The 19651-nt window shown below is 55.9% G+C and carries 20 protein-coding genes; 12 read left to right on the top strand and 8 right to left on the bottom strand.

Going from position 1 to position 19651, the window contains the following annotated elements:
• The first annotated feature begins 191 nt into the window (after positions 1-191).
• Positions 192-1775, top strand: a complete 1584-nt coding sequence (locus HV355_RS02435; RefSeq protein ID WP_089598184.1) for an MFS transporter — start codon at positions 192-194, stop codon at positions 1773-1775.
• 4 nt (positions 1776-1779) lie between these two features.
• A complete protein-coding gene (locus tag HV355_RS02430; protein ID WP_182401220.1) occupies positions 1780-2919 on the top strand; it encodes a glycoside hydrolase family 105 protein in 1140 nt (379 codons plus the stop codon).
• Between the two features lie 75 nt (positions 2920-2994).
• On the opposite strand, the gene argS is transcribed toward HV355_RS02430, so the two are convergent.
• Positions 2995-4728: an arginine--tRNA ligase gene (argS, locus tag HV355_RS02425; RefSeq protein WP_182400792.1), complete on the bottom strand. Its 1734-nt coding sequence runs from the start codon at positions 4726-4728 to the stop codon at positions 2995-2997.
• 239 nt (positions 4729-4967) lie between these two features.
• Between argS and HV355_RS02420 the strand changes: the two genes are divergently transcribed.
• Both HV355_RS02420 and cutC read left to right on the top strand, forming a co-directional pair.
• Positions 4968-5528, top strand: coding sequence for a VOC family protein (locus tag HV355_RS02420; RefSeq protein ID WP_182400791.1), 561 nt, complete (start codon positions 4968-4970; stop codon positions 5526-5528).
• Between the two features lie 78 nt (positions 5529-5606).
• Positions 5607-6350 (top strand): copper homeostasis protein CutC, encoded by a 744-nt coding sequence (gene cutC / locus HV355_RS02415; protein WP_182400790.1) that lies wholly within the window; start codon positions 5607-5609, stop codon positions 6348-6350.
• A gap of 175 nt (positions 6351-6525) precedes the next feature.
• Here the strand turns inward: cutC and cmoB are convergent, their stop codons facing one another.
• The 5 genes from cmoB to HV355_RS02390 are packed head-to-tail and all read right to left on the bottom strand — an operon-like array spanning position 6526 to position 10107.
• Positions 6526-7497, bottom strand: a complete 972-nt coding sequence (gene cmoB / locus HV355_RS02410; RefSeq protein WP_108417580.1) for a tRNA 5-methoxyuridine(34)/uridine 5-oxyacetic acid(34) synthase CmoB — start codon at positions 7495-7497, stop codon at positions 6526-6528.
• Positions 7494-8237: a carboxy-S-adenosyl-L-methionine synthase CmoA gene (cmoA, locus tag HV355_RS02405; RefSeq protein WP_010432559.1), complete on the bottom strand. Its 744-nt coding sequence runs from the start codon at positions 8235-8237 to the stop codon at positions 7494-7496. Before cmoA ends, cmoB begins: the two co-directional genes overlap by 4 nt.
• A 40-nt stretch (positions 8238-8277) precedes the next feature.
• Complete coding sequence (locus HV355_RS02400) at positions 8278-8673, bottom strand: MAPEG family protein (RefSeq protein WP_010432562.1); 396 nt, start codon at positions 8671-8673, stop codon at positions 8278-8280.
• A 52-nt stretch (positions 8674-8725) separates the two neighbouring features.
• Complete coding sequence (locus HV355_RS02395; protein ID WP_089598187.1) at positions 8726-9544, bottom strand: DUF72 domain-containing protein; 819 nt, start codon at positions 9542-9544, stop codon at positions 8726-8728.
• A complete protein-coding gene (locus tag HV355_RS02390) occupies positions 9541-10107 on the bottom strand; it encodes a hydrolase (protein ID WP_182400789.1) in 567 nt (188 codons plus the stop codon). The genes HV355_RS02395 and HV355_RS02390 overlap by 4 nt, the downstream gene beginning before the upstream one ends.
• 264 nt (positions 10108-10371) lie before the next feature.
• On the opposite strand from HV355_RS02390, the gene aspS reads away from it, so the two are divergent.
• The 6 genes from aspS to ruvB all read left to right on the top strand — a co-directional run bounded on the left by aspS (position 10372) and on the right by ruvB (position 15628).
• Complete coding sequence (gene aspS, locus HV355_RS02385; RefSeq protein ID WP_182400788.1) at positions 10372-12144, top strand: aspartate--tRNA ligase; 1773 nt, start codon at positions 10372-10374, stop codon at positions 12142-12144.
• A 1-nt stretch (position 12145) separates the two neighbouring features.
• Complete coding sequence (nudB, locus tag HV355_RS02380; protein WP_010432572.1) at positions 12146-12589, top strand: dihydroneopterin triphosphate diphosphatase; 444 nt, start codon at positions 12146-12148, stop codon at positions 12587-12589.
• 27 nt (positions 12590-12616) lie between these two features.
• On the top strand, positions 12617-13357 hold the full coding sequence (locus tag HV355_RS02375) for a YebC/PmpR family DNA-binding transcriptional regulator (RefSeq protein WP_010432574.1): 741 nt from the start codon (positions 12617-12619) through the stop codon (positions 13355-13357).
• A gap of 34 nt (positions 13358-13391) precedes the next feature.
• Positions 13392-13913: a crossover junction endodeoxyribonuclease RuvC gene (gene ruvC / locus HV355_RS02370; protein WP_003859749.1), complete on the top strand. Its 522-nt coding sequence runs from the start codon at positions 13392-13394 to the stop codon at positions 13911-13913.
• 81 nt (positions 13914-13994) lie between these two features.
• The gene (gene ruvA / locus HV355_RS02365; RefSeq protein WP_010432577.1) at positions 13995-14609 is read left to right on the top strand and encodes a Holliday junction branch migration protein RuvA; all 615 of its coding nucleotides are present in this window, start codon (positions 13995-13997) and stop codon (positions 14607-14609) included.
• An 8-nt stretch (positions 14610-14617) separates the two neighbouring features.
• On the top strand, positions 14618-15628 hold the full coding sequence (gene ruvB / locus HV355_RS02360; protein WP_010432579.1) for a Holliday junction branch migration DNA helicase RuvB: 1011 nt from the start codon (positions 14618-14620) through the stop codon (positions 15626-15628).
• A gap of 84 nt (positions 15629-15712) precedes the next feature.
• Here the strand turns inward: ruvB and znuB are convergent, their stop codons facing one another.
• The gene (gene znuB, locus HV355_RS02355) at positions 15713-16498 is read right to left on the bottom strand and encodes a zinc ABC transporter permease subunit ZnuB (RefSeq protein ID WP_108417582.1); all 786 of its coding nucleotides are present in this window, start codon (positions 16496-16498) and stop codon (positions 15713-15715) included.
• Entirely contained in the window at positions 16495-17250 is a 756-nt protein-coding gene (znuC, locus tag HV355_RS02350) for a zinc ABC transporter ATP-binding protein ZnuC (RefSeq protein WP_182400787.1), read from the bottom strand. The genes znuB and znuC overlap by 4 nt, the downstream gene beginning before the upstream one ends.
• Before the next feature lie 77 nt (positions 17251-17327).
• Here znuC and znuA point away from each other — a divergent pair, with 77 nt between their 5' ends.
• Positions 17328-18272 (top strand): zinc ABC transporter substrate-binding protein ZnuA, encoded by a 945-nt coding sequence (gene znuA, locus HV355_RS02345; RefSeq protein WP_182400786.1) that lies wholly within the window; start codon positions 17328-17330, stop codon positions 18270-18272.
• A 15-nt stretch (positions 18273-18287) separates the two neighbouring features.
• Complete coding sequence (mepM, locus tag HV355_RS02340) at positions 18288-19607, top strand: murein DD-endopeptidase MepM (RefSeq protein WP_010432589.1); 1320 nt, start codon at positions 18288-18290, stop codon at positions 19605-19607.
• Positions 19608-19651 lie beyond the last annotated feature (44 nt).

Genomic DNA, 19651 nt, shown 5'->3' with positions numbered 1-19651 from the left:
GCAATAGAAACGCTGTTTTATAAATCAGTGACACGCGTGACGACACTCTTTGCATTTTTGCCATTCACCCCTGTGCGATGGCAGAAACAGAAAGGTATCAACAAGTCGATACTTTTACTGTAGCCGTGTAAAAACTCCCGGACGAGGTTTGCTTACAGGGAGTCTCCCAAAACTGATTAGGGTTGACGGCAATGAAAACACGTAAAATTGGACTCGCAAATTATCTTGCTTACGGGTCAGGCGATTTCCTCGGCGCGGGTACCACTGCGCTGACGGCGGCCTGGCTTTTGTATTTTTATACCACCTTCTGTGGACTCACACCGATTGAAGCAACGTTCATCTTTGCCGCTGCAAGGGTGCTGGATGCCGTTGTCAGCCCGCTGATGGGCTTTTTGACCGATAACTTTGGTACGACCTGGCTCGGTAAGCGCTTTGGTCGCCGTAAGTTCTTTATCCTGCTGGGTATTCCGTGCGTGTTCAGCTACTCGCTGATGTGGGTAGGGGACATGAGCTTCTGGTACTACCTACTGACCTATCTGGTGTTTGATATTGTCTACACCATGATTCTGGTGCCGTACGAAACGCTGGTACCGGAAATGACCGATGACTTTAAACAGAAAACTAAGTTCTCCGGGGCGCGTATCTCTATGGCGCAGATGTCCGCCATTCTGGCCTCCTTCCTGCCGGGGATCCTGCTGACCCATTTCGGGAAAGACAACGCGGTTTCCTTCTTCTACGCAAGCCTGGTTTTCTCCGTGCTCTGCGCGCTGATGCTGACCTTCGTTTGGTTCTTTACCTGGGAGCGCCCGCGTGAGGAGTGGTCTGAAGCGGCGCTGCGTGCCGAAGAGGAGAAGAAGAAGCTGACGCTGGGGCAGAGCCTGAACCGTCTATTTGTGGAGTTAAGCTCGACGCTGCGTATCAAGATTTTCCGCCAGCATCTGGGTATGTACCTCGGTGGGTACATCGCGCAGGACGTCTTTAACGCGGTGTTCACCTACTACGTGGTGTTCGTACTGATGCAGGAAGCCTCTATGGCGTCCAACCTGCTGGGCACGATGGCCATCTTCCAGTTCCTGGCCGTAATCGGGATGATCCCGCTGTGCATTCGCTTCGGGCCTGCGCCGTCTTACCGCATGGTGGTGGTGCTGTTTGGTCTGGCATCCATTTCTTACGCCGTGCTCTACTACGCGGGTCTGAGCGACGTTTACTCTCTGCTGTTGCTGATCTCTGCGGTGGCGGGCCTCGGTCGCGGCGGTATCAACTACGTACCGTGGAACACCTACACCTATATTGCCGATGTGGATGAAGTGATCACCGGCCAGCGCCGCGAGGGGATCTTCGCGGGCATCATGACCCTGACCCGTAAGGCATCACAGGCCGGTGCGGTGATGCTGGTGGGCATCGTGATGCAGATGTCCGGCTTTGTCAGCGGTCAGAAAGTGCAGCCTGCGGAAGTGAGCCACACTATTCTGATGATCCTGAGCGTGGGCACCATTCTGGTGCTGTTCTGCGGCTTCCTCGTTTCCCTGCGCTTCAAGCTCAATTTGCAGACCCATAGCACGCTGCGCGAAGAGACCGCCAAAATGCGCGAGTCCGGTCGGGCGATGCCAGAAGCCGCTACGCCGCAGGCCCGCGAGACAGTGGAAATGCTGGCCGGCATACCTTACGAGTCACTGTGGGGTAATAACAACATTGGTTATCTGAATCGTAATAAACCGGCGGCACCTTCGCTGAAGGATCGCGCGGTACTGAATTCGACATACAACAGAGGTTAAGATGATGAAAGTTTGGCCTGTCAAACATAGCCCGTTACTGCGTCAACCCGAGCGCTTTATCGCCCGGGACGAGCTGAAGTCGCTGATTCAAAAGGTGACGCATAACCTGGTCAATATCCACGACAAAACGGGGCAATTTTTGCTGCGGCTGGACGACGGGCGCGTAATCGACACCAAAGGCTGGGCCGGATGGGAATGGACGCACGGCGTCGGCCTGTATGGGATCTGGCAGTACTACTGCCAGACCGGCGACGAGGTTATGCGCGAGATTATCGACGGCTGGTTTGCCGACCGTTTTGCGGAAGGCGCAACCACCAAAAACGTCAATACCATGTCGCCGTTCCTGACGCTGGCCTATCGCTACGAAGAGACGAAAAACCCGGCCTGGCTGCCGTGGCTGGAAAGCTGGGCAGAATGGGCGATGAATGAGATGCCGCGCACCGAACACGGTGGCATGCAGCACATCACCCTCGCGGAAGAGAACCATCAGCAGATGTGGGACGACACGCTGATGATGACGGTCCTGCCGCTGGCGAAAATCGGCAAGCTGCTCAATAAGCCGGAGTACGTTGAAGAGGCGATCTATCAGTTCCTGCTGCACGTGCAAAACCTGATGGATCGGGAGACCGGCCTGTGGTTCCACGGCTGGAGCTACGACGGCAACCATAACTTCGCCAATGCCCGCTGGGCACGCGGCAACAGCTGGCTCACTATCGTGATCCCGGACTTCCTCGAGCTGGTGGATCTGCCGGAAAACAACGCCGTGCGCCGCTATCTGGTGCAGGTGCTGAACGCGCAGGTTGTGGCGCTGGCGAAATGTCAGGATGAGAGTGGGCTGTGGCATACGCTGCTCGACGATCCGAATTCGTATCTTGAAGCATCGGCTACCGCCGGGTTTGCTTACGGCATTCTGAAGGCGGTGCGCAAGCGCTACGTTGGCACGGAGTATGCCGAAGTGGCAGAAAAAGCCATTCGCGGTATCGTGAAGAATATCTCGCCGGAAGGGGAACTGCTGCAAACGTCGTTCGGTACGGGGATGGGAAGCGATCTTGAGTTTTATCGCCAGATCCCGCTGACGTCGATGCCGTACGGACAGGCGATGGCGATACTGTGTCTGACGGAGTATTTGCGGAAATACTTCTGAACCTGTGGATATCCCCGGTGGCGCTGCGCTTACCGGGGCTACAAAACAAAACCCGGCTTGCGCCGGGTTTTGTTTTTACATACGTTCTACGGTTTCGATACCTAGGGTATCCAGACCCAGCTTCAGGGTCTTCGCCGTCAGCTGCGCCAGCTTCAGGCGGCTGTTGCGAACCGCTTCGCTTTCTGCCGACAGGATAGGGCAGTGCTCGTAGAAGCCGGAGAACAGACCCGCCAGATCGTACAGGTAAGCACACATCACGTGCGGCGTACCGTCACGCGCCACAACCGTCAACGTCTCTTCAAACTGCAGCAGACGCGCTGCCAGCTGCGCTTCGCGATCTTCGGTAATATTCACCGTGGCGTTCGCCAGCACGCTTTCGTCGATATTGGCTTTACGGAACACGGAGAGCACGCGGGTGTAGGCATACTGCATGTACGGTGCCGTGTTGCCCTCAAATGCCAGCATGTTATCCCAGTCGAAGATATAGTCGGTGGTGCGGTTCTTGGACAGATCCGCGTATTTCACCGCGCCGATACCGACAGCGTTAGCCAGTTTTTCCAGCTCGTCGGCAGGCATGTCCGGGTTTTTCTCCGCGACCAGGCGACGGGCGCGTTCCAGCGCTTCGTCCAGCAGGTCGGAGAGCTTAACGGTGCCGCCCGCGCGGGTTTTGAACGGCTTACCGTCTTTACCCAGCATCATGCCGAACATGTGGTGTTCCAGCGGTACGGAATCCGGCACGTAACCGGCTTTACGCACGATGGTCCATGCCTGCATCAGGTGCTGGTGCTGGCGGGAGTCGATGTAATACAGCACGCGGTCTGCATGCAGGGTTTCGTAACGGTATTTCGCACAGGCGATATCGGTGGTGGTGTAGAGATAGCCGCCATCCTTTTTCTGGATGATGACGCCCATCGGTTCGCCTTCCTTGTTTTTGTACTCATCAAGGAACACCACAGTTGCCCCTTCGCTCTCTACCGCCAGACCTTTGGCTTTCAGGTCTGCCACAATGCCAGGCAGCATTGGGTTGTAGAGGCTTTCACCCATCACGTCGTCGCGGGTCAGGGTGACGTTCAGGCGGTTATAGGTCAGCTGGTTCTGGGACATGGTGATGTCAACCAGCTTGCGCCACATCTCGAGGAAGTACGTGTCGCCACCCTGCAGTTTTACTACGTAGCTGCGTGCGCGCTCGGCAAAGGCTTCGTCTTCGTCGTAGTGCTTTTTCGCTTCGCGGTAGAAGCCTTCCAGGTCCGCCAGCGCCATCTCGCCTGCGTTTTCCTGCTGCTGTTTTTCCAGGTAAGCAATCAGCATACCGAACTGGGTTCCCCAGTCGCCCACGTGGTTCGCGCGGATCACTTTATGACCGAGGAATTCATTGGTACGCACGGAGGCATCGCCGATAATGGTGGAACGCAGGTGACCAACGTGCATCTCTTTTGCCACGTTTGGCGCGGAGTAGTCGATCACAATCGTCTGCGCCTTCGGCTGGGAAACGCCCAGACGGTCTGATTTCAGCGCCGCGTCAACGTGGCTTGCCAGGAACGCAGGATCCAGGAAGATGTTGATAAAGCCCGGACCGGCGATTTCAGTCTTACTGGCAATCCCGGTGAGATCCAGATGCGTCAGTACCTGCTCAGCGAGCTGTCGCGGCGGCATGCCCAGTTTTTTAGCCACTGCCATCACGCCATTAGCCTGATAGTCGCCAAACTGTACTTTTGCTGACTGACGAACCTGCGGTTCGCAATCCGCAGGCGCACCTGCGGCAATCAGTGCCTGACTGACTTTTTCTGAGAGAAGAGCCTGAATATTCACCTGGATACCTTACGTTTTTGGTGCGGGGGAACAACGACCCGCGCCCGTTAAAGAATTTAGGGCGGGAGTATACTGCAAATGCCCTCTGGCGTCAGCATTGCGGGGGCTGAAGATAGTACAGAATCCAGGCTAAGAAGGTGTGCATAATCATGCAGTCGTAAAAACCCCTATTCTGCGGTTGGTCGAAAGAGGGGAACAGAGTAAATTAGCGGCTTTGCGACATGATAAGAGACTGACGTATGGCGAACTGGCAAACCATTGACGAACTGCATGATATTTCCGCAGATTTACCGCGCTTCACTCAGGCGTTCACAGAACTTGCCACCCGCCTGGGTCTGGATATCGCACCGCTTGAGGCCGATCACATCTCTCTGCGCTGTCATCAGAATGCGACAGCCGAGCGCTGGCGTCGCGGTTTCGAGCAGTGCGGTGAACTGCTTTCTGAGAATATCATTAACGGTCGCCCAATCTGCCTGTTCAAATTGCATGAACCGGTGTGCGTCGCGCACTGGCAATTCACCGTTATCGAACTGCCGTGGCCGGGCGAAAAACGCTATCCGCATGAAGGCTGGGAGCACATCGAAATTGTCCTGCCGGGTGAGCCGGAAACGCTGAACGCCCGCGCGCTGGCGCTGTTATCCGACGAGGGCTTAAGCCAGCCGGGTATCTATGTGAAAACGAGTTCACCAAAAGGTGAGCGCGAGCGTTTACCCAATCCCACGCTTGCCGTTACTGACGGACAGGTCACGGTGAAGTTTCATCCGTGGACGATCGAACAGATCGTTGCCAGTGAAGCCTAAGAGTTGTGAGTTCAGGCCGGGACCGAAAAGGGATGGCGTGGCATGATGGTTCGTTGAGTGGAAATTAAGGAGGATTAAATGGCGCTGCTGGAGATTTGTTGTTACAGCGTGGAGTGTGCCGTGACCGCGCAGGAGCAGGGTGCGGATCGCATTGAACTGTGCGCGGCACCGAAAGAGGGCGGGCTGACGCCCTCCTGCGGCGTGTTGAAGTCTGCCCGTCAGGCCGTCACGATTCCCGTACACCCGATTATTCGTCCGCGCGGCGGTGATTTTTGTTACACGGCGGGCGAGTTCAGTGCCATGCTTGATGATATCGCGCTCGTTCGGGAACTGGGGTTCCCAGGGCTGGTTACCGGTCTGCTGGATGAAGACGGCAATATTGATATACCGCGCATGCGTCAGGTCATGAGCGCCGCGCAGGGGCTGGCCGTCACTTTTCATCGTGCATTTGATATGTGTAAATATCCGCTTCAGGCCTTTGAAACGCTTGGAGAACTTGGCGTGGCGCGCATTCTGACATCGGGTCAGCAGTCGTCAGCTGAAAAAGGACTGCAATTAATTACGGAACTAAAAGCACATTCCGGTGTTCCAATAATCATGGCGGGCGCAGGAGTACGCGCCAGCAATCTGAAACTGTTTTTAGACGCAGGGGTAGAAGAGCTTCACAGCTCGGCAGGTCAATGGATACCGTCACCCATGCGTTATCGCAATACAGGGTTGTCTATGTCGACGGATGCTGAAGCGGATGAGTACTCACGCTACGGTGTAGATGGAGAGTCGGTTGCGGTAATGAAATCGTTGATTGAACGTCATCACGTGTAGCAACGTACCGATTTTTACCGCGCATCATGTCGCCCAATATGATGCTTGCTTGTACCAGGCCCCTGCAATTTCAACAGGGGCCTTTTTTTCTCCTGCGCCCGGTGGCGCTTCGCTTACCGGGCCTACAAAATCGGGAGTAGGCCGGGTAAGGCGTAGCCGCCACCCGGCTAAAGGGTTACGGCTTGGTCGCAATCAACACTGCACGCATCGGGGCCGGGTAGCCTTCAATGGTCTTGCTGTGGTCGGCCGGGTCGAGGAACTGCTCCAGCGATTCGGTGATCATCCAGTCGGTGCGGCGCTGTTCTTCGAGAGAGGTCACGCTGACATCCGCAATCCGCACATCCACAAACCCGCATTTTTCCAGCCAGTTCTTCAGCGCCAGCGCGGAAGGGATGAAATAGACGTTGCGCATCTGCGCGTAGCGATCGCCCGGCACCAGAACGGCATGTTCATCGCCTTCAATCACCAGCGTTTCCAGCACCAGTTCGCCGCCGCTGACCAGCTGATCTTTCAGTTGCCAGAGATGTTCAAGCGGGGAACGACGGTGGTACAGCACGCCCATGGAGAAGACGGTATCAAAGGCTTTCAGGGCAGGGAGTTGCTCAATGCCCAGCGGCAGCAGGTGCGCGCGCTGGTCATTGCCCAGCAGTTTACGCACCGCTTCAAACTGGCACAGGAACAGCTGCATCGGGTCGATACCGACGGCCAAATGGGCACCTGCGCCAATCATGCGCCACATGTGGTAACCGCTGCCGCAGCCCACGTCCAGAATGGTGCGCCCGCTCAGGTCTGAAAGATGTGGCAGAACGCGATCCCATTTCCAGTCTGAGCGCCATTCGGTATTAATGTCCACACCGTACAGCGAGAACGGCCCTTTGCGCCACGGCATCAGGTTACGCATCAGGGTCTCGATGCGGTTTATCTGCCCGGCAGGGAGCGGCTCTTTACTTTCCGCCGTCACGCTGTGCAGCAGATCCAGGCGGTGCGGCGTCAGTTCCGGCAGAAACTCCACCGCGTTGGACCACTGCTTAAGCAGCCCATGCTGCTGATCGCGCTGCCAGGTGGCGATTTGCGCAGGCAGGGTTTCCAGCCAGTGGGAGAGGTGATTTTTTGCAATCAGCTGATAGAAGTTGCCGAACTCAATCATGCTGCATCCTCAGCTTTCAGCGCCACCAGAGAGCCAAAGTTAAAGCACTGGAACCACAGTTCACTGTGCTCAAATCCCGCTTTGCGCAGGCGCGCCTTGTGGGTTTCTACGGAGTCCGTCAGCATCACGTTTTCGAGCATGCTGCGCTTCTGGCTGATCTCCAGCTCGCTGTAGCCGTTCGCACGCTTGAAATCGTGGTGCATGTTGAACAGCAGTTCGCCTACGTTAGCGTCTTCAAAGCTAAACTTCTCTGAGAGCACCAGCGCGCCGCCGGGATTCAGACCTTTATAAATTTTGTCCAGCAGCAGCTGGCGGTCTTCAGGCACCAGGAACTGCAGGGTAAAATTCAGTACCACCATCGACGCGTTTTTGATCTCGATATCACGAATATCGCCTTCCACCACCTCGACAGGGGTGGGCGCTTTATAGGCGTCAATGTGGCGTCGACAGCGTTCGACCATGGCTGGAGAGTTATCGACGGCAATGATTTTGCAGTCATCCTGACGTACGTTACGACGGATCGACAGCGTTGCCGCGCCGAGCGAACAGCCCAGATCATAGACCTGCGTGCCGGGTTGAACGAAACGTTCAGCCAGCATGCCGATCATAGAAATAATATTGGAGTAACCGGGAACAGAGCGCTGGATCATATCCGGGAAGACTTCGGCTACCCGTTCATCAAAGGTCCAGTCGCCCAGGCTGGCGATAGGCGCGGAAAAAAGCGTGTCGCGATCTGACATAACGTAAAAATCCGGGAAAAATAAAGGGGCGTATTGTGCGCTAACGGAAGGAGAAAACCAACTCCCACGGCATATACCAAAGGTTAGCCAGCACCATCAGCACAAGCGAACACCAGGTCGCGCTCATGCCGGAACGACGCCAGCGAAACACGCGATGGTGGTAGCCATAATAATGCATTAACCGACCCGCAATCAGGAGCAGGCCGCAGACGTGCACCATCCAGGTTTCTGCCCCGTTCATTTCCATAAACAGCAGCAGGATCAGTGCGACGGGAATGTATTCAACCGCGTTACCGTGAATGCGAATGGCGCTCTGCAGTTCGGAAAAACCACCGTCACCGTAGGAGACGCGGTATTGCATTCTCAGGCGCACAACATCAAATGAAAACTTAATCAGCAGTAATGCACCTAACACCGCATACAGCGCGCTGACCATACAAACTCCCTGTTATTTGGCAGATGGCACCTCTCTATGATAAGTGCCTTCCTCAAAAAAGAGAAGATTGTTGTGGAATAGAAGGGGCGCTGCCGACGGACGGTACCGCGGCCTGCAAGGCCTGCCAGAGAGCATCGACCAGTTCGGGAGCTTGGGCAATGTCGGGGGTGTGCAGGAAAAGATAGGGCGTGGTCGTTTGCTCCCATTTCGCTAACGTTTGCAGCCAGACGGCGAACATATCCTGATTTTGCTGCATGTTATCGCTGCCGATGAACCTGACCATTGGATTTTGCGCGGTCACGATGGCATGCACCGGAACTTTTGGCTTCTTGCGCTGGGCATCCACAATCGCCTCATTATGAGGAATTGCGCTGTGTACCGGGCGGCTATCGAGGATCACCCGGTTAATGGAACGTTCAAGAAGACCGCGATTGAGCGCGCGTTCGGCCTCACCTTTCGCAAAGAAGTCCTGGTGACGGACTTCAACGCCGTAGGTGAATTCACGGGGCAGAACATCCAGAAACTGCCACAGCGCAGGCAAATCGCGTGGGCCAAAGGTGGCGGGAAGCTGGAGCCAGTATTGGCCGATTCGGTTGGCCAGCGGGGACATGCGCGTAAAGAACTCTTCGGTTAAGTCACCGCAGTTACGCAGCGCGGCGTTGTGGGAGATAGTCGCCGGAAATTTAAAGCAGAAGCGAAACGCGTCCGTGGTTTGTTCCCGCCAGCGCTCAACAATCTCTGCTTTGGGGAGCGCGTACAGCGTGGTATTACCCTCGACACAGTTGAAGTGGCGGGCATACTCTTCAAGGCTGGTGATGCCCAGACGCACCCATTTCGGGTGCGACCACTGGGGCAGGCCCACGTATATCATAAGGCGCTTAAAATCTCGCTTGTGCTGCGTACGCGACCGATGCGCGGGAAGATGTGGGTCATGCTGCCCTGATGCTGCTCCGCAGATGCCGCGCTGCAGGCATCTTCGGCGATCACCAGATTAAAACCCAGCTCCCAGGCGTTGCGGGCCGTTGACTCCACGCCGATGTTGGTGGAGATCCCGCACAGGATAATGGTTTCGATCCCGCGACGGCGGAGCTGCAGCTCGAGATCGGTGCCGTAGAACGCGCCCCACTGACGTTTGGTGACTTCGATATCGCTGTCGCGTTTGCCGAGCGAAAGAGGATATGTCCACCAGTTGTCCGGCAATGCGTGCGCGGCAGCCTGTGCATCGACCGGCTGTTTCAACGCTTCGGCGAAATCCGCTGACCAGCCGACGCGCACCATGATAACAGGCGCACCGCTGGCACGGCATTTTTCCGCGAGACGGGCCGCACGGCTGACCACATCGTCAGCGGTATGTGGGCCACCGGCAAAGGGGAGGATCCCTTCCTGTAAATCAATCACCACAAGTGCAGTTTTGGTGGCATCGAGTGTCAACATAGTAACTCCAGTTAAATGAATAGCTTCGGATACACCTTACGACGTGATTGCCTGTTATCGGTCGGATAATTTTGTTAATTTTTGTGAGAATACGCAATAAGAGTGCAGCAAACGAGCGTCAGGCCGCGCTTCTCTCTTATCGTCTGGCAGAATTTCCAGTATAATAGCCGCCTTTTTTCATCCAGTTGTGACATACAGAAAGCTGCGACATCGTGGCCTGCAAGACAGGCGACAATCAGCCTGCGGCTAATTAAGGGATATCTCATGCGTACAGAATATTGCGGGCAGCTGCGTCAGTCCCACGTCGGGCAGCAGGTTACCCTGTGTGGTTGGGTCAACCGTCGTCGTGATCTTGGTAGCCTTATCTTCATCGATATGCGCGACCGCGAAGGTATCGTTCAGGTGTTCTTCGATCCGGATCGTGCAGAGGCGTTGAAGCTGGCTTCTGAACTGCGTAATGAGTTCTGCATTCAGGTCACCGGCACCGTGCGTGCGCGTGACGAGAAAAACGTTAACGCAGACATGGCGACCGGTGCGATTGAAGTCCTGGCGTCTGACCTCGTTATCATCAACCGTGCTGAAGCGCTGCCGCTGGACTCCAACCACGTCAACACTGAAGAAGCGCGTCTTAAGTATCGTTACCTGGATCTGCGTCGCCCGGAGATGGCTCAGCGCTTGAAAACCCGTGCGAAAATAACCAGCCTGGTGCGTCGTTTTATGGATGACCACGGTTTCCTCGATATCGAAACCCCGATGCTGACCAAAGCCACGCCGGAAGGCGCGCGCGATTATCTGGTTCCGTCCCGCGTTCATAAAGGCAAATTCTACGCGCTGCCCCAGTCTCCTCAGCTGTTCAAACAGCTGCTGATGATGTCCGGCTTCGACCGTTACTATCAGATCGTAAAATGCTTCCGCGACGAAGACCTGCGCGCTGACCGTCAGCCAGAATTTACCCAGATCGACGTCGAAACGTCCTTCATGACCGCCGAGCAGGTGCGTGAAGTGATGGAAGCGCTGGTGCGCGGCCTGTGGAACGACGTGAAAGGCGTTGAGCTGGGTGACTTTCCAATCATGACCTTCGCCGAAGCCGAGCGCCGTTACGGTTCTGATAAACCAGACCTGCGTAACCCGATGGAGCTGGTGGACGTGGCAGACCTGGTGAAAGCCGTTGAGTTTGCGGTATTTGCTGGCTCGGCTAACGATCCGAAAGGTCGCGTCGCGGCCCTGCGCGTTCCGGGCGGTGCGGCCCTGAGCCGTAAGCAGATCGACGACTACGGTAACTTCATTAAGATCTACGGTGCGAAAGGTCTGGCCTATATTAAAGTGACCGAACGTGCAAAAGGTCTGGAAGGTATCACCAGCCCGGTAGCGAAATTCCTGAACGCAGACATCGTGGAAGCGATCCTTGAGCGCACAGGCGCGCAGGACGGTGACATGATCTTCTTCGGCGCAGACAACAAGAAAGTCGTGGCGGATGCGATGGGCGCGCTGCGTCTGAAGCTCGGCAAAGACCTGAACCTGACCGACGAGAACAAATGGGCGCCACTGTGGGTTATCGACTTCCCAATGTTTGAAGACGACGGTGAAGGCGGTCTGACCGCAATGCACCACCCGTTCACCTCGCCAAAAGACATGAGTGCGGCAGAGCTGAAAGCGGCGCCGGAAGACGCGGTCGCGAACGCTTACGATATGGTTATCAACGGCTACGAAGTAGGCGGCGGTTCCGTGCGTATTCACAGCGGTGAAATGCAGCAGACCGTGTTTGGCATTCTCGGCATTAACGAGCAAGAGCAGCGCGAGAAATTCGGCTTCCTGCTGGACGCCCTGAAATACGGCACGCCTCCACACGCGGGTCTGGCATTTGGTCTTGACCGTCTGACCATGCTGCTGACCGGCACCGATAACATCCGTGATGTTATTGCCTTCCCGAAAACCACTGCTGCCGCGTGTCTGATGACCGAAGCGCCAAGCTTTGCCAACCCGGCCTCTCTGGCTGAGCTGGGCATTGAAGTGGTGAAGAAGGAAGAGAAAAACTGATATGGCATATAAGCTTCCCGTTTCTGTCCTGGTGGTCATTTATGCAGAAGACACGAAGCGGGTGCTGATGTTGCAGCGGCGCGACGATCCTGATTTCTGGCAGTCGGTTACCGGCAGTCTGGAAGAGGGGGAGACCGCGCCGCAGGCCGCCGCGCGTGAAGTAAAGGAAGAGGTCGCCATTGATGTTGCTCGCGAGCAACTGACCCTGAAGGACTGTCAGCGCACGGTGGAGTTTGAAATTTTTAGCCATTTACGTCATCGCTATGCGCCGGGTATCGAACGCAATACGGAATCGTGGTTCTGTCTTGCGCTTCCCCACGAACGGGAGATCGTGTTCACTGAACACCTGACCTACCGCTGGGTGAATGCGGCGGATGCCGCCGCACTCACCAAGTCGTGGAGCAACCGGCAGGCGATTGAAGAATTTGTAATTAACGCAGCCTGAGAAGGCGCGATTTTTGGAGAACTTTTTATGGCAGGTCATAGTAAGTGGGCCAACACCAAACACCGCAAAGCGGCACAGGATGCCAAGCGCGGTAAGATCTTTACCAAAATCATTCGCGAGCTGGTGACTGCAGCGCGTCTGGGCGGCGGCGATGCGGGTTCTAACCCACGTCTGCGCGCGGCTATCGATAAAGCGCTGTCGAACAACATGACGCGTGACACCCTGAACCGTGCTATCGCACGTGGCGTGGGCGGCGATGAAGACGCGAACATGGAAACCATCATTTATGAAGGTTACGGTCCTGGCGGTACAGCGGTAATGGTTGAATGTCTGTCCGACAACCGTAACCGTACCGTAGCGGAAGTGCGTCATGCGTTCACCAAAACCGGTGGTAACCTGGGCACTGACGGTTCCGTGGCTTACCTGTTCAGCAAAAAAGGCGTCATTTCCTTCGAGAAAGGCGACGAAGATGCGATCATGGAAGCGGCGCTGGAAGCCGGTGCGGAAGACGTTGTGACTTTCGATGATGGTGCTATCGACGTTTACACCGCGTGGGAAGAGATGGGTGCGGTGCGCGACGCGCTGGAAGCGGCTGGCCTGAAAGCGGACAATGCTGAAGTCTCCATGATCCCGTCCACCAAAGCGGATATGGATGCAGAGACTGCGCCAAAACTGCTGCGTCTTATCGACATGCTCGAAGACTGCGACGACGTGCAGGAAGTGTATCACAACGGTGAAATCTCTGATGAGGTTGCAGCGACTCTCTAATGAGAGCGTATAAATCCGTTACAGGAGACGCGTGATGTCGATTATTCTCGGGATTGACCCAGGCTCACGCGTCACCGGTTATGGCGTTATCCGTCAGGTTGGACGCCAGCTAACCTACCTGGGCAGTGGCTGTATTCGCACCAAAGTCGACGATTTGCCGTCGCGCCTGAAGCTCATTTATGCGGGCGTGTCGGAGATCATCACCCAGTTTCAGCCTGACTATTTCGCCATTGAGCAGGTCTTTATGGCGAAAAACGCCGATTCGGCGCTAAAGCTCGGTCAGGCGCGCGGCGTTGCCATCGTCGCTGCCGTGAACCAGGATTTGCCGGTATTTGAATACGCGGCAAGACAGGTTAAGCAGACGGTGGTGGGCATCGGTAGCGCGGAGAAAAGCCAGGTGCAGCATATGGTGCGTACCTTGCTGAAGCTTCCCGCGAACCCGCAGGCCGACGCCGCCGATGCGCTGGCGATTGCGATTACCCACTGTCACGTCAGCCAGAACGCGATGCAGATGAGCGAGTCGCGGCTTAATCTGGCACGAGGCAGGTTACGATAATAAGAAATCAGGCTGGATAAACATCCAGCCTTTTTTTATTATGTCGCCAGTCAACATTTTTCCAGAACGCAGGAGCGTCACGTGATAGGCAGACTCAGAGGCATCATCATTGAAAAACAACCCCCGTTAGTGCTGCTGGAAGTGGGTGGCGTGGGCTATGAAGTCCATATGCCGATGACCTGCTTCTACGAGCTGCCGGACGCGGGAAAAGAGGCGATTGTCTTTACCCAGTTCGTGGTGCGTGAAGATGCCCAGCTGCTGTACGGCTTCAACAACAAGCAGGAACGCACCCTGTTCCGCGAGCTGATTAAAACCAACGGCGTCGGGCCGAAGCTGGCGCTGGCGATTTTATCCGGCATGTCCGCTCCACAGTTTGTGAATGCCGTTGAGCGCGAAGATCCTGCTGCGTTGATTAAACTGCCGGGTATCGGCAAGAAAACCGCCGAGCGTCTGATTGTCGAAATGAAAGACCGCTTTAAAGGTCTGCACGGCGATCTGTTTACCCCGGCGGCTGACCTGGTGCTGACGTCCCCGGGCGCGCCTGCGTCGGATGACGATGCGGAACAGGAAGCGGTTGCTGCGCTGGTGGCGCTGGGCTATAAACCTCAGGAGGCCAGCCGTATGGTGAGTAAAATTGCCAAACCGGATGCCAGCAGTGAAACCCTGATTCGTGAAGCGCTGCGCGCTGCATTGTGAGGTAAAGGATGATTGAAGCAGACCGCCTGGTATCGGCAGGCACAATTCAGGCAGATGACGTGGTGGATCGCGCGATCCGCCCAAAACTGCTTGATGAGTATATCGGCCAGCCGCAGGTTCGTTCCCAGATGGAGATCTTCATCCAGGCGGCAAAACTTCGCGGCGATGCGCTCGATCACCTGCTGATTTTTGGCCCTCCGGGTTTGGGGAAAACGACCCTGGCGAATATCGTCGCCAATGAAATGGGCGTGAATCTGCGCACCACCTCCGGTCCGGTGCTGGAGAAAGCGGGCGATCTGGCGGCAATGCTCACCAACCTTGAGCCGCACGACGTGCTGTTTATCGATGAAATCCACCGTCTGTCGCCGGTGGTGGAGGAAGTGCTCTATCCGGCGATGGAAGATTACCAGCTGGATATCATGATCGGCGAAGGTCCAGCCGCGCGCTCCATTAAAATCGATCTGCCGCCGTTTACCCTGATTGGCGCCACGACGCGCGCCGGGTCGTTAACTTCTCCGCTGCGCGACCGTTTCGGCATCGTGCAGCGCCTGGAGTTTTACCAGGTGCCCGATCTCCAGCATATTGTTGGCCGTAGTGCCCGCTATATGGGGCTGGAGATGAGCGAAGAGGGCGCGTTTGAAGTGGCGAAGCGTTCCCGCGGTACGCCGCGTATCGCAAACCGCCTGCTGCGCCGCGTGCGTGACTTTGCCGAAGTAAAGCATGATGGCACGATTTCGGCAGAGATCGCCGCCCAGGCGCTGGATATGCTGAACGTCGATGCGGAAGGCTTCGATTACATGGACCGTAAGCTACTGCTGGCGGTACTGGATAAGTTCTTTGGCGGCCCGGTCGGGCTGGATAACCTGGCGGCGGCAATCGGAGAAGAGCGAGAGACGATTGAGGATGTGCTGGAGCCGTATCTGATCCAGCAGGGCTTCCTGCAGCGCACGCCGCGTGGACGCATGGCAACGGTGCGGGCGTGGAATCATTTTGGAATCACTCCGCCCGCAATGCCATAAAAAATGCCGGGTGGCGGCTACGCCTTACCCGGCCTACGCAACGGTTTTGTAGGCCCGGTAAGCGAAGCGCCACCGGGCAAAATATCAAACCGCGGCTTTCTTCATCATACTGAAAATAAACAGCGCCGCCGCACACAGCACCACTGACGGCCCCGCTGGCGTGTCATAGAACGCCGAGAAGGTTAGCCCACCCGTTACCGCAATCATCCCGATAATGACGGCCACACCGGCCATCTGCTCAGGCGTACGGGCGAAACGACGCGCGGTTGCCGCAGGGATGATCAGCAGTGACGTGATAATCAGCGCACCGACGAACTTCATCGCCACGCCGATGGTTAATGCCGTCACCAGCATCAGCAGCAGCTTCACGCGTTGCAGCTTCACACCGTCGACAAACGCCAGGTCCGGGCTGACGGTCATCGCCAGCAAATTACGCCACTGCCAGAGCAGAATAGCGAGCACCACCACCACGCCGATGGCGATAGAGATGAGGTCTTCCGGCGTCACGGCCAGCAGGTCGCCAAACAGGTATGCCATCAGGTCAACGCGGATATTCGACATCAGACTGACGACCACCAGGCCGAGAGAGAGGGCGCTATGCGCCATAATGCCAAGCAACGTGTCTATCGCAAGATGAGGGCGTTTCTCCAGCCAGACCAGACCGGCCGCCAGCAGCAGCGTCACCACAATCACCGCGTAGAAGGGATTTACGTCCAGTAGCAGGCCAAAAGCCACCCCTAACAGAGAAGCATGGGCCAGCGTATCGCCAAAATAGGACATTCTGCGCCACACCACAAACGAGCCCAGCGGGCCCGCGGCACAGGCAAGCATAATCCCGGCCAGCCAGCCGGGCAGTAACAGTTCAATCATGAGTGTCCGTTTCCCCGGCGCAGGACAATTCGTCCCTGTAAATCATGGCGGTGGTTATGATGATGGCGGTAAATTCCCAGCTGTTCTGCACCACGCGGGCCGAACATTGAGATGAACTCCGGGTGCATCGAGACCACTTCCGGCGTGCCGGAGCAGCAGATGTGATGATTCAGACACAGCACTTCGTCAGTTTTCGCCATCACCAGATGCAGATCGTGAGAAACCATCAACACCGCGCAATCAAGCTCACGACGTAGCTGGTCGATCAAATCATAAAGCGCAACCTGACCGTTCACGTCCACGCCCTGGGTGGGTTCATCCAGCACCAGCAGCTGCGGGCTGCTCAGCAGTGCACGGGCAAGCAAGACGCGCTGGGTTTCACCGCCAGAAAGCTTTTGTAACGGGGCGTCGACAAGATGACCTGCCTGCACGCGTTTCAGTGCGGGGAGGATATCGGCCTTGCGGGTACCCGGGCGCAGACGCAGAAAGCGACTGACCGTCAGCGGCAGCGTGGCGTCCAGGTGTAATTTTTGCGGTACATAGCCGATACGCAGTTTATCTTCACGTTTGATAACACCTTCATCGGGGACTACCAAACCCAGTACCACGCGCACGAGCGTAGATTTGCCTGCGCCATTAGGGCCAAGCAGCGTCAGAATTTTGCCGGGTTTGAGAACCAGCGACACGTCAGAAAGGACGCGGCGCTGACCGAATGATACCGACACATTTTCAAGAGAAACCAAAGTCGTCATGTCAATTTAAGCTTGCAGAAGTCAACGAATGTTATAATATCACATTCCACGCATTCATTACGATGATTAGTCGCATTATGTTACATAAAAATACGCTTCTTTTCGCAGCATTATCCGCTGCGCTTTGGGGGACAACAGCACAAGATGTTAACGCCGCCGTTGTCGCTTCGCTTAAACCGCTTGGATTCATTGCCGCCGCCATTGCTGATGGGGTGACTGAGACCGAGGTTCTGCTCCCGGATGGTGCATCCGAGCATGATTATGCTCTGCGTCCGTCTGATGTAAAGCGCTTACAAAACGCGGACTTAGTTGTCTGGATTGGACCAGAAATGGAAGCGTTCATGCAGAAGTCGGCGAAACAGGTACCCGATGCAAAACAGGTCACTATTGCTGAACTTTCTGGCGTAACGCCGTTGCTCATGAAAGGGGCAGATGACGACGGTGACGAACACGACCACGATCATGCTCACGACGAAAAAGGTGACGAGCATCACCATCACGGCGAGTACAATATGCATCTCTGGCTCTCCCCAGAGATAGCGCGGCTCTCGGCGGTTGCAATCCATGGCAAATTAGTGGAACTTATGCCGCAAAGTCGAGTCAAACTCGACGCCAACCTGAAAGCGTTTGAAGCTCAATTAGCCGCAACCGACAAGCAGGTGGGTACCGAGCTCGCACCGCTAAAAGGAAAAGGGTATTTCGTTTTTCATGACGCCTATGGCTATTACGAAAAACACTACGGCCTGACCCCACTGGGGCACTTTACCGTTAACCCTGAAATTCAGCCTGGTGCGCAGCGTTTACATGAGATCAGAACACAGTTGGTTGAGCAAAAAGCGACGTGCGTTTTTGCTGAGCCACAGTTCAGGCCAGCGGTCGTAGAAGCCGTGGCCAGGGGAACATCCGTGCGCATGGGAACCCTTGACCCGCTAGGTACGAACATCCAGTTGAGCAAAGCGAGCTATTCGCAGTTCCTCAGCCAACTGGGGAATCAGTATGCGAGCTGCCTGAAAGGAGATTAACGAGGAAGTGAATACGTGCAACAGATAGCCCGCTCTGTCGCCCTGGCATTTAACAATCTGCCTCGACCCCACCGCGTTATGCTGGGGTCGCTTACAGTTCTCACCTTAGCGGTCGCCGTCTGGCGGCCCTATGTTTACCACCCGAGTTCTGCCCCTATCATTAAAACCATCGAGCTTGAGAAAAGTGAGATCCGTTCGCTGTTGCCTGAGGCCAGTGAACCTATCGACCAGGCTGCTCAGGAAGATGAAGCTATCCCGCAGGATGAACTGGACGATAAAATCTCCAATGAGGCGGGTATTCATGAATATGTCGTGTCAACCGGTGATACGCTAAGCAGCGTGCTCAACCAGTACGGTATCGACATGGGGAATATCAGCCAGCTCGCGGCCTCAGACAAAGATCTTCGTAATCTGAAAATTGGTCAACAGCTCTCCTGGACCTTAACCGCAGATGGCGATTTACAACGTCTGACCTGGGAGATGTCCCGCCGCGAAACCCGCACCTACGATCGCACTGCAAACGGTTTCAAAATGACCAGCGAAATGCAGCAGGGCGACTGGGTTAACAGCGTGATGAACGGTACCGTCGGGGCGAGCTTTGTTTCCAGCGCGCGCGATGCCGGGCTGACCAGCGCTGAAATCAGTTCGGTGATCAAAGCCATGCAGTGGCAGATGGATTTCCGCAAGCTGAAAAAAGGCGACGAATTCTCCGTGCTGATGTCCCGCGAAATGCTGGACGGCAAGCGTGAGCAGAGCCAGCTGGTGGGCGTTCGTTTACGTTCTGATGGCAAAGATTATTACGCTATCCGTGCCGAAGACGGTAAGTTCTACGACCGTAGCGGTACGGGGCTTGCGAAGGGCTTCCTGCGCTTCCCAACGGCTAAACAGTTCCGTGTTTCCTCTAACTTCAACCCGCGCCGTCTTAACCCTGTCACCGGACGCGTTGCGCCGCACCGTGGTGTAGACTTCGCGATGCCACAAGGTACGCCAGTGCTGTCGGTTGGCGATGGCGAAGTGGTCATGGCAAAACGCAGCGGCGCGGCAGGGTATTACGTGGCTATCCGTCACGGTCGTACTTATACCACTCGCTATATGCACCTGCGTAAGCTGCTGGTTAAACCTGGCCAGAAAGTGAAGCGTGGCGACCGCATTGCGCTCTCGGGTAACACCGGACGTTCAACCGGCCCGCATCTCCACTATGAAGTGTGGATCAACCAGCAGGCCGTGAATCCGCTGACGGCGAAATTGCCGCGTACCGAAGGTCTGACGGGTAAAGATCGTACCGATTACCTGGCACAGGTCAAAGAGGTGATGCCACAGCTGCGCTTTGATTAAGCCCTCTGTTTGTTAATGAAGCCGGCGTATGTATGCGCCGGCTT

The sequence above is a fragment of the Enterobacter sp. RHBSTW-01064 genome, assembly GCF_014103035.1.
Lineage (GTDB): Bacteria > Pseudomonadota > Gammaproteobacteria > Enterobacterales > Enterobacteriaceae > Enterobacter > Enterobacter mori.
The sequence above is the reverse complement of the archived record's forward strand: the minus strand, read 5'-3'. Positions and strand labels throughout refer to the sequence as shown.

Coding starts and splice junctions, on each gene's coding strand:
- HV355_RS02435 (WP_089598184.1), top strand. CDS start 192: ATGAAAACACGTAAAATTGGACTCGCAAATTATCTTGCTTACGGGTCA.
- HV355_RS02430 (WP_182401220.1), top strand. CDS start 1,780: ATGAAAGTTTGGCCTGTCAAACATAGCCCGTTACTGCGTCAACCCGAG.
- HV355_RS02420 (WP_182400791.1), top strand. CDS start 4,968: ATGGCGAACTGGCAAACCATTGACGAACTGCATGATATTTCCGCAGAT.
- cutC (WP_182400790.1), top strand. CDS start 5,607: ATGGCGCTGCTGGAGATTTGTTGTTACAGCGTGGAGTGTGCCGTGACC.
- cmoB (WP_108417580.1), bottom strand. CDS start 7,497: ATGATTGAGTTCGGCAACTTCTATCAGCTGATTGCAAAAAATCACCTC.
- cmoA (WP_010432559.1), bottom strand. CDS start 8,237: ATGTCAGATCGCGACACGCTTTTTTCCGCGCCTATCGCCAGCCTGGGC.
- HV355_RS02400 (WP_010432562.1), bottom strand. CDS start 8,673: ATGGTCAGCGCGCTGTATGCGGTGTTAGGTGCATTACTGCTGATTAAG.
- HV355_RS02395 (WP_089598187.1), bottom strand. CDS start 9,544: ATGATATACGTGGGCCTGCCCCAGTGGTCGCACCCGAAATGGGTGCGT.
- HV355_RS02390 (WP_182400789.1), bottom strand. CDS start 10,107: ATGTTGACACTCGATGCCACCAAAACTGCACTTGTGGTGATTGATTTA.
- aspS (WP_182400788.1), top strand. CDS start 10,372: ATGCGTACAGAATATTGCGGGCAGCTGCGTCAGTCCCACGTCGGGCAG.
- nudB (WP_010432572.1), top strand. CDS start 12,146: ATGGCATATAAGCTTCCCGTTTCTGTCCTGGTGGTCATTTATGCAGAA.
- HV355_RS02375 (WP_010432574.1), top strand. CDS start 12,617: ATGGCAGGTCATAGTAAGTGGGCCAACACCAAACACCGCAAAGCGGCA.
- ruvC (WP_003859749.1), top strand. CDS start 13,392: ATGTCGATTATTCTCGGGATTGACCCAGGCTCACGCGTCACCGGTTAT.
- ruvB (WP_010432579.1), top strand. CDS start 14,618: ATGATTGAAGCAGACCGCCTGGTATCGGCAGGCACAATTCAGGCAGAT.
- znuB (WP_108417582.1), bottom strand. CDS start 16,498: ATGATTGAACTGTTACTGCCCGGCTGGCTGGCCGGGATTATGCTTGCC.
- znuC (WP_182400787.1), bottom strand. CDS start 17,250: ATGACGACTTTGGTTTCTCTTGAAAATGTGTCGGTATCATTCGGTCAG.
- znuA (WP_182400786.1), top strand. CDS start 17,328: ATGTTACATAAAAATACGCTTCTTTTCGCAGCATTATCCGCTGCGCTT.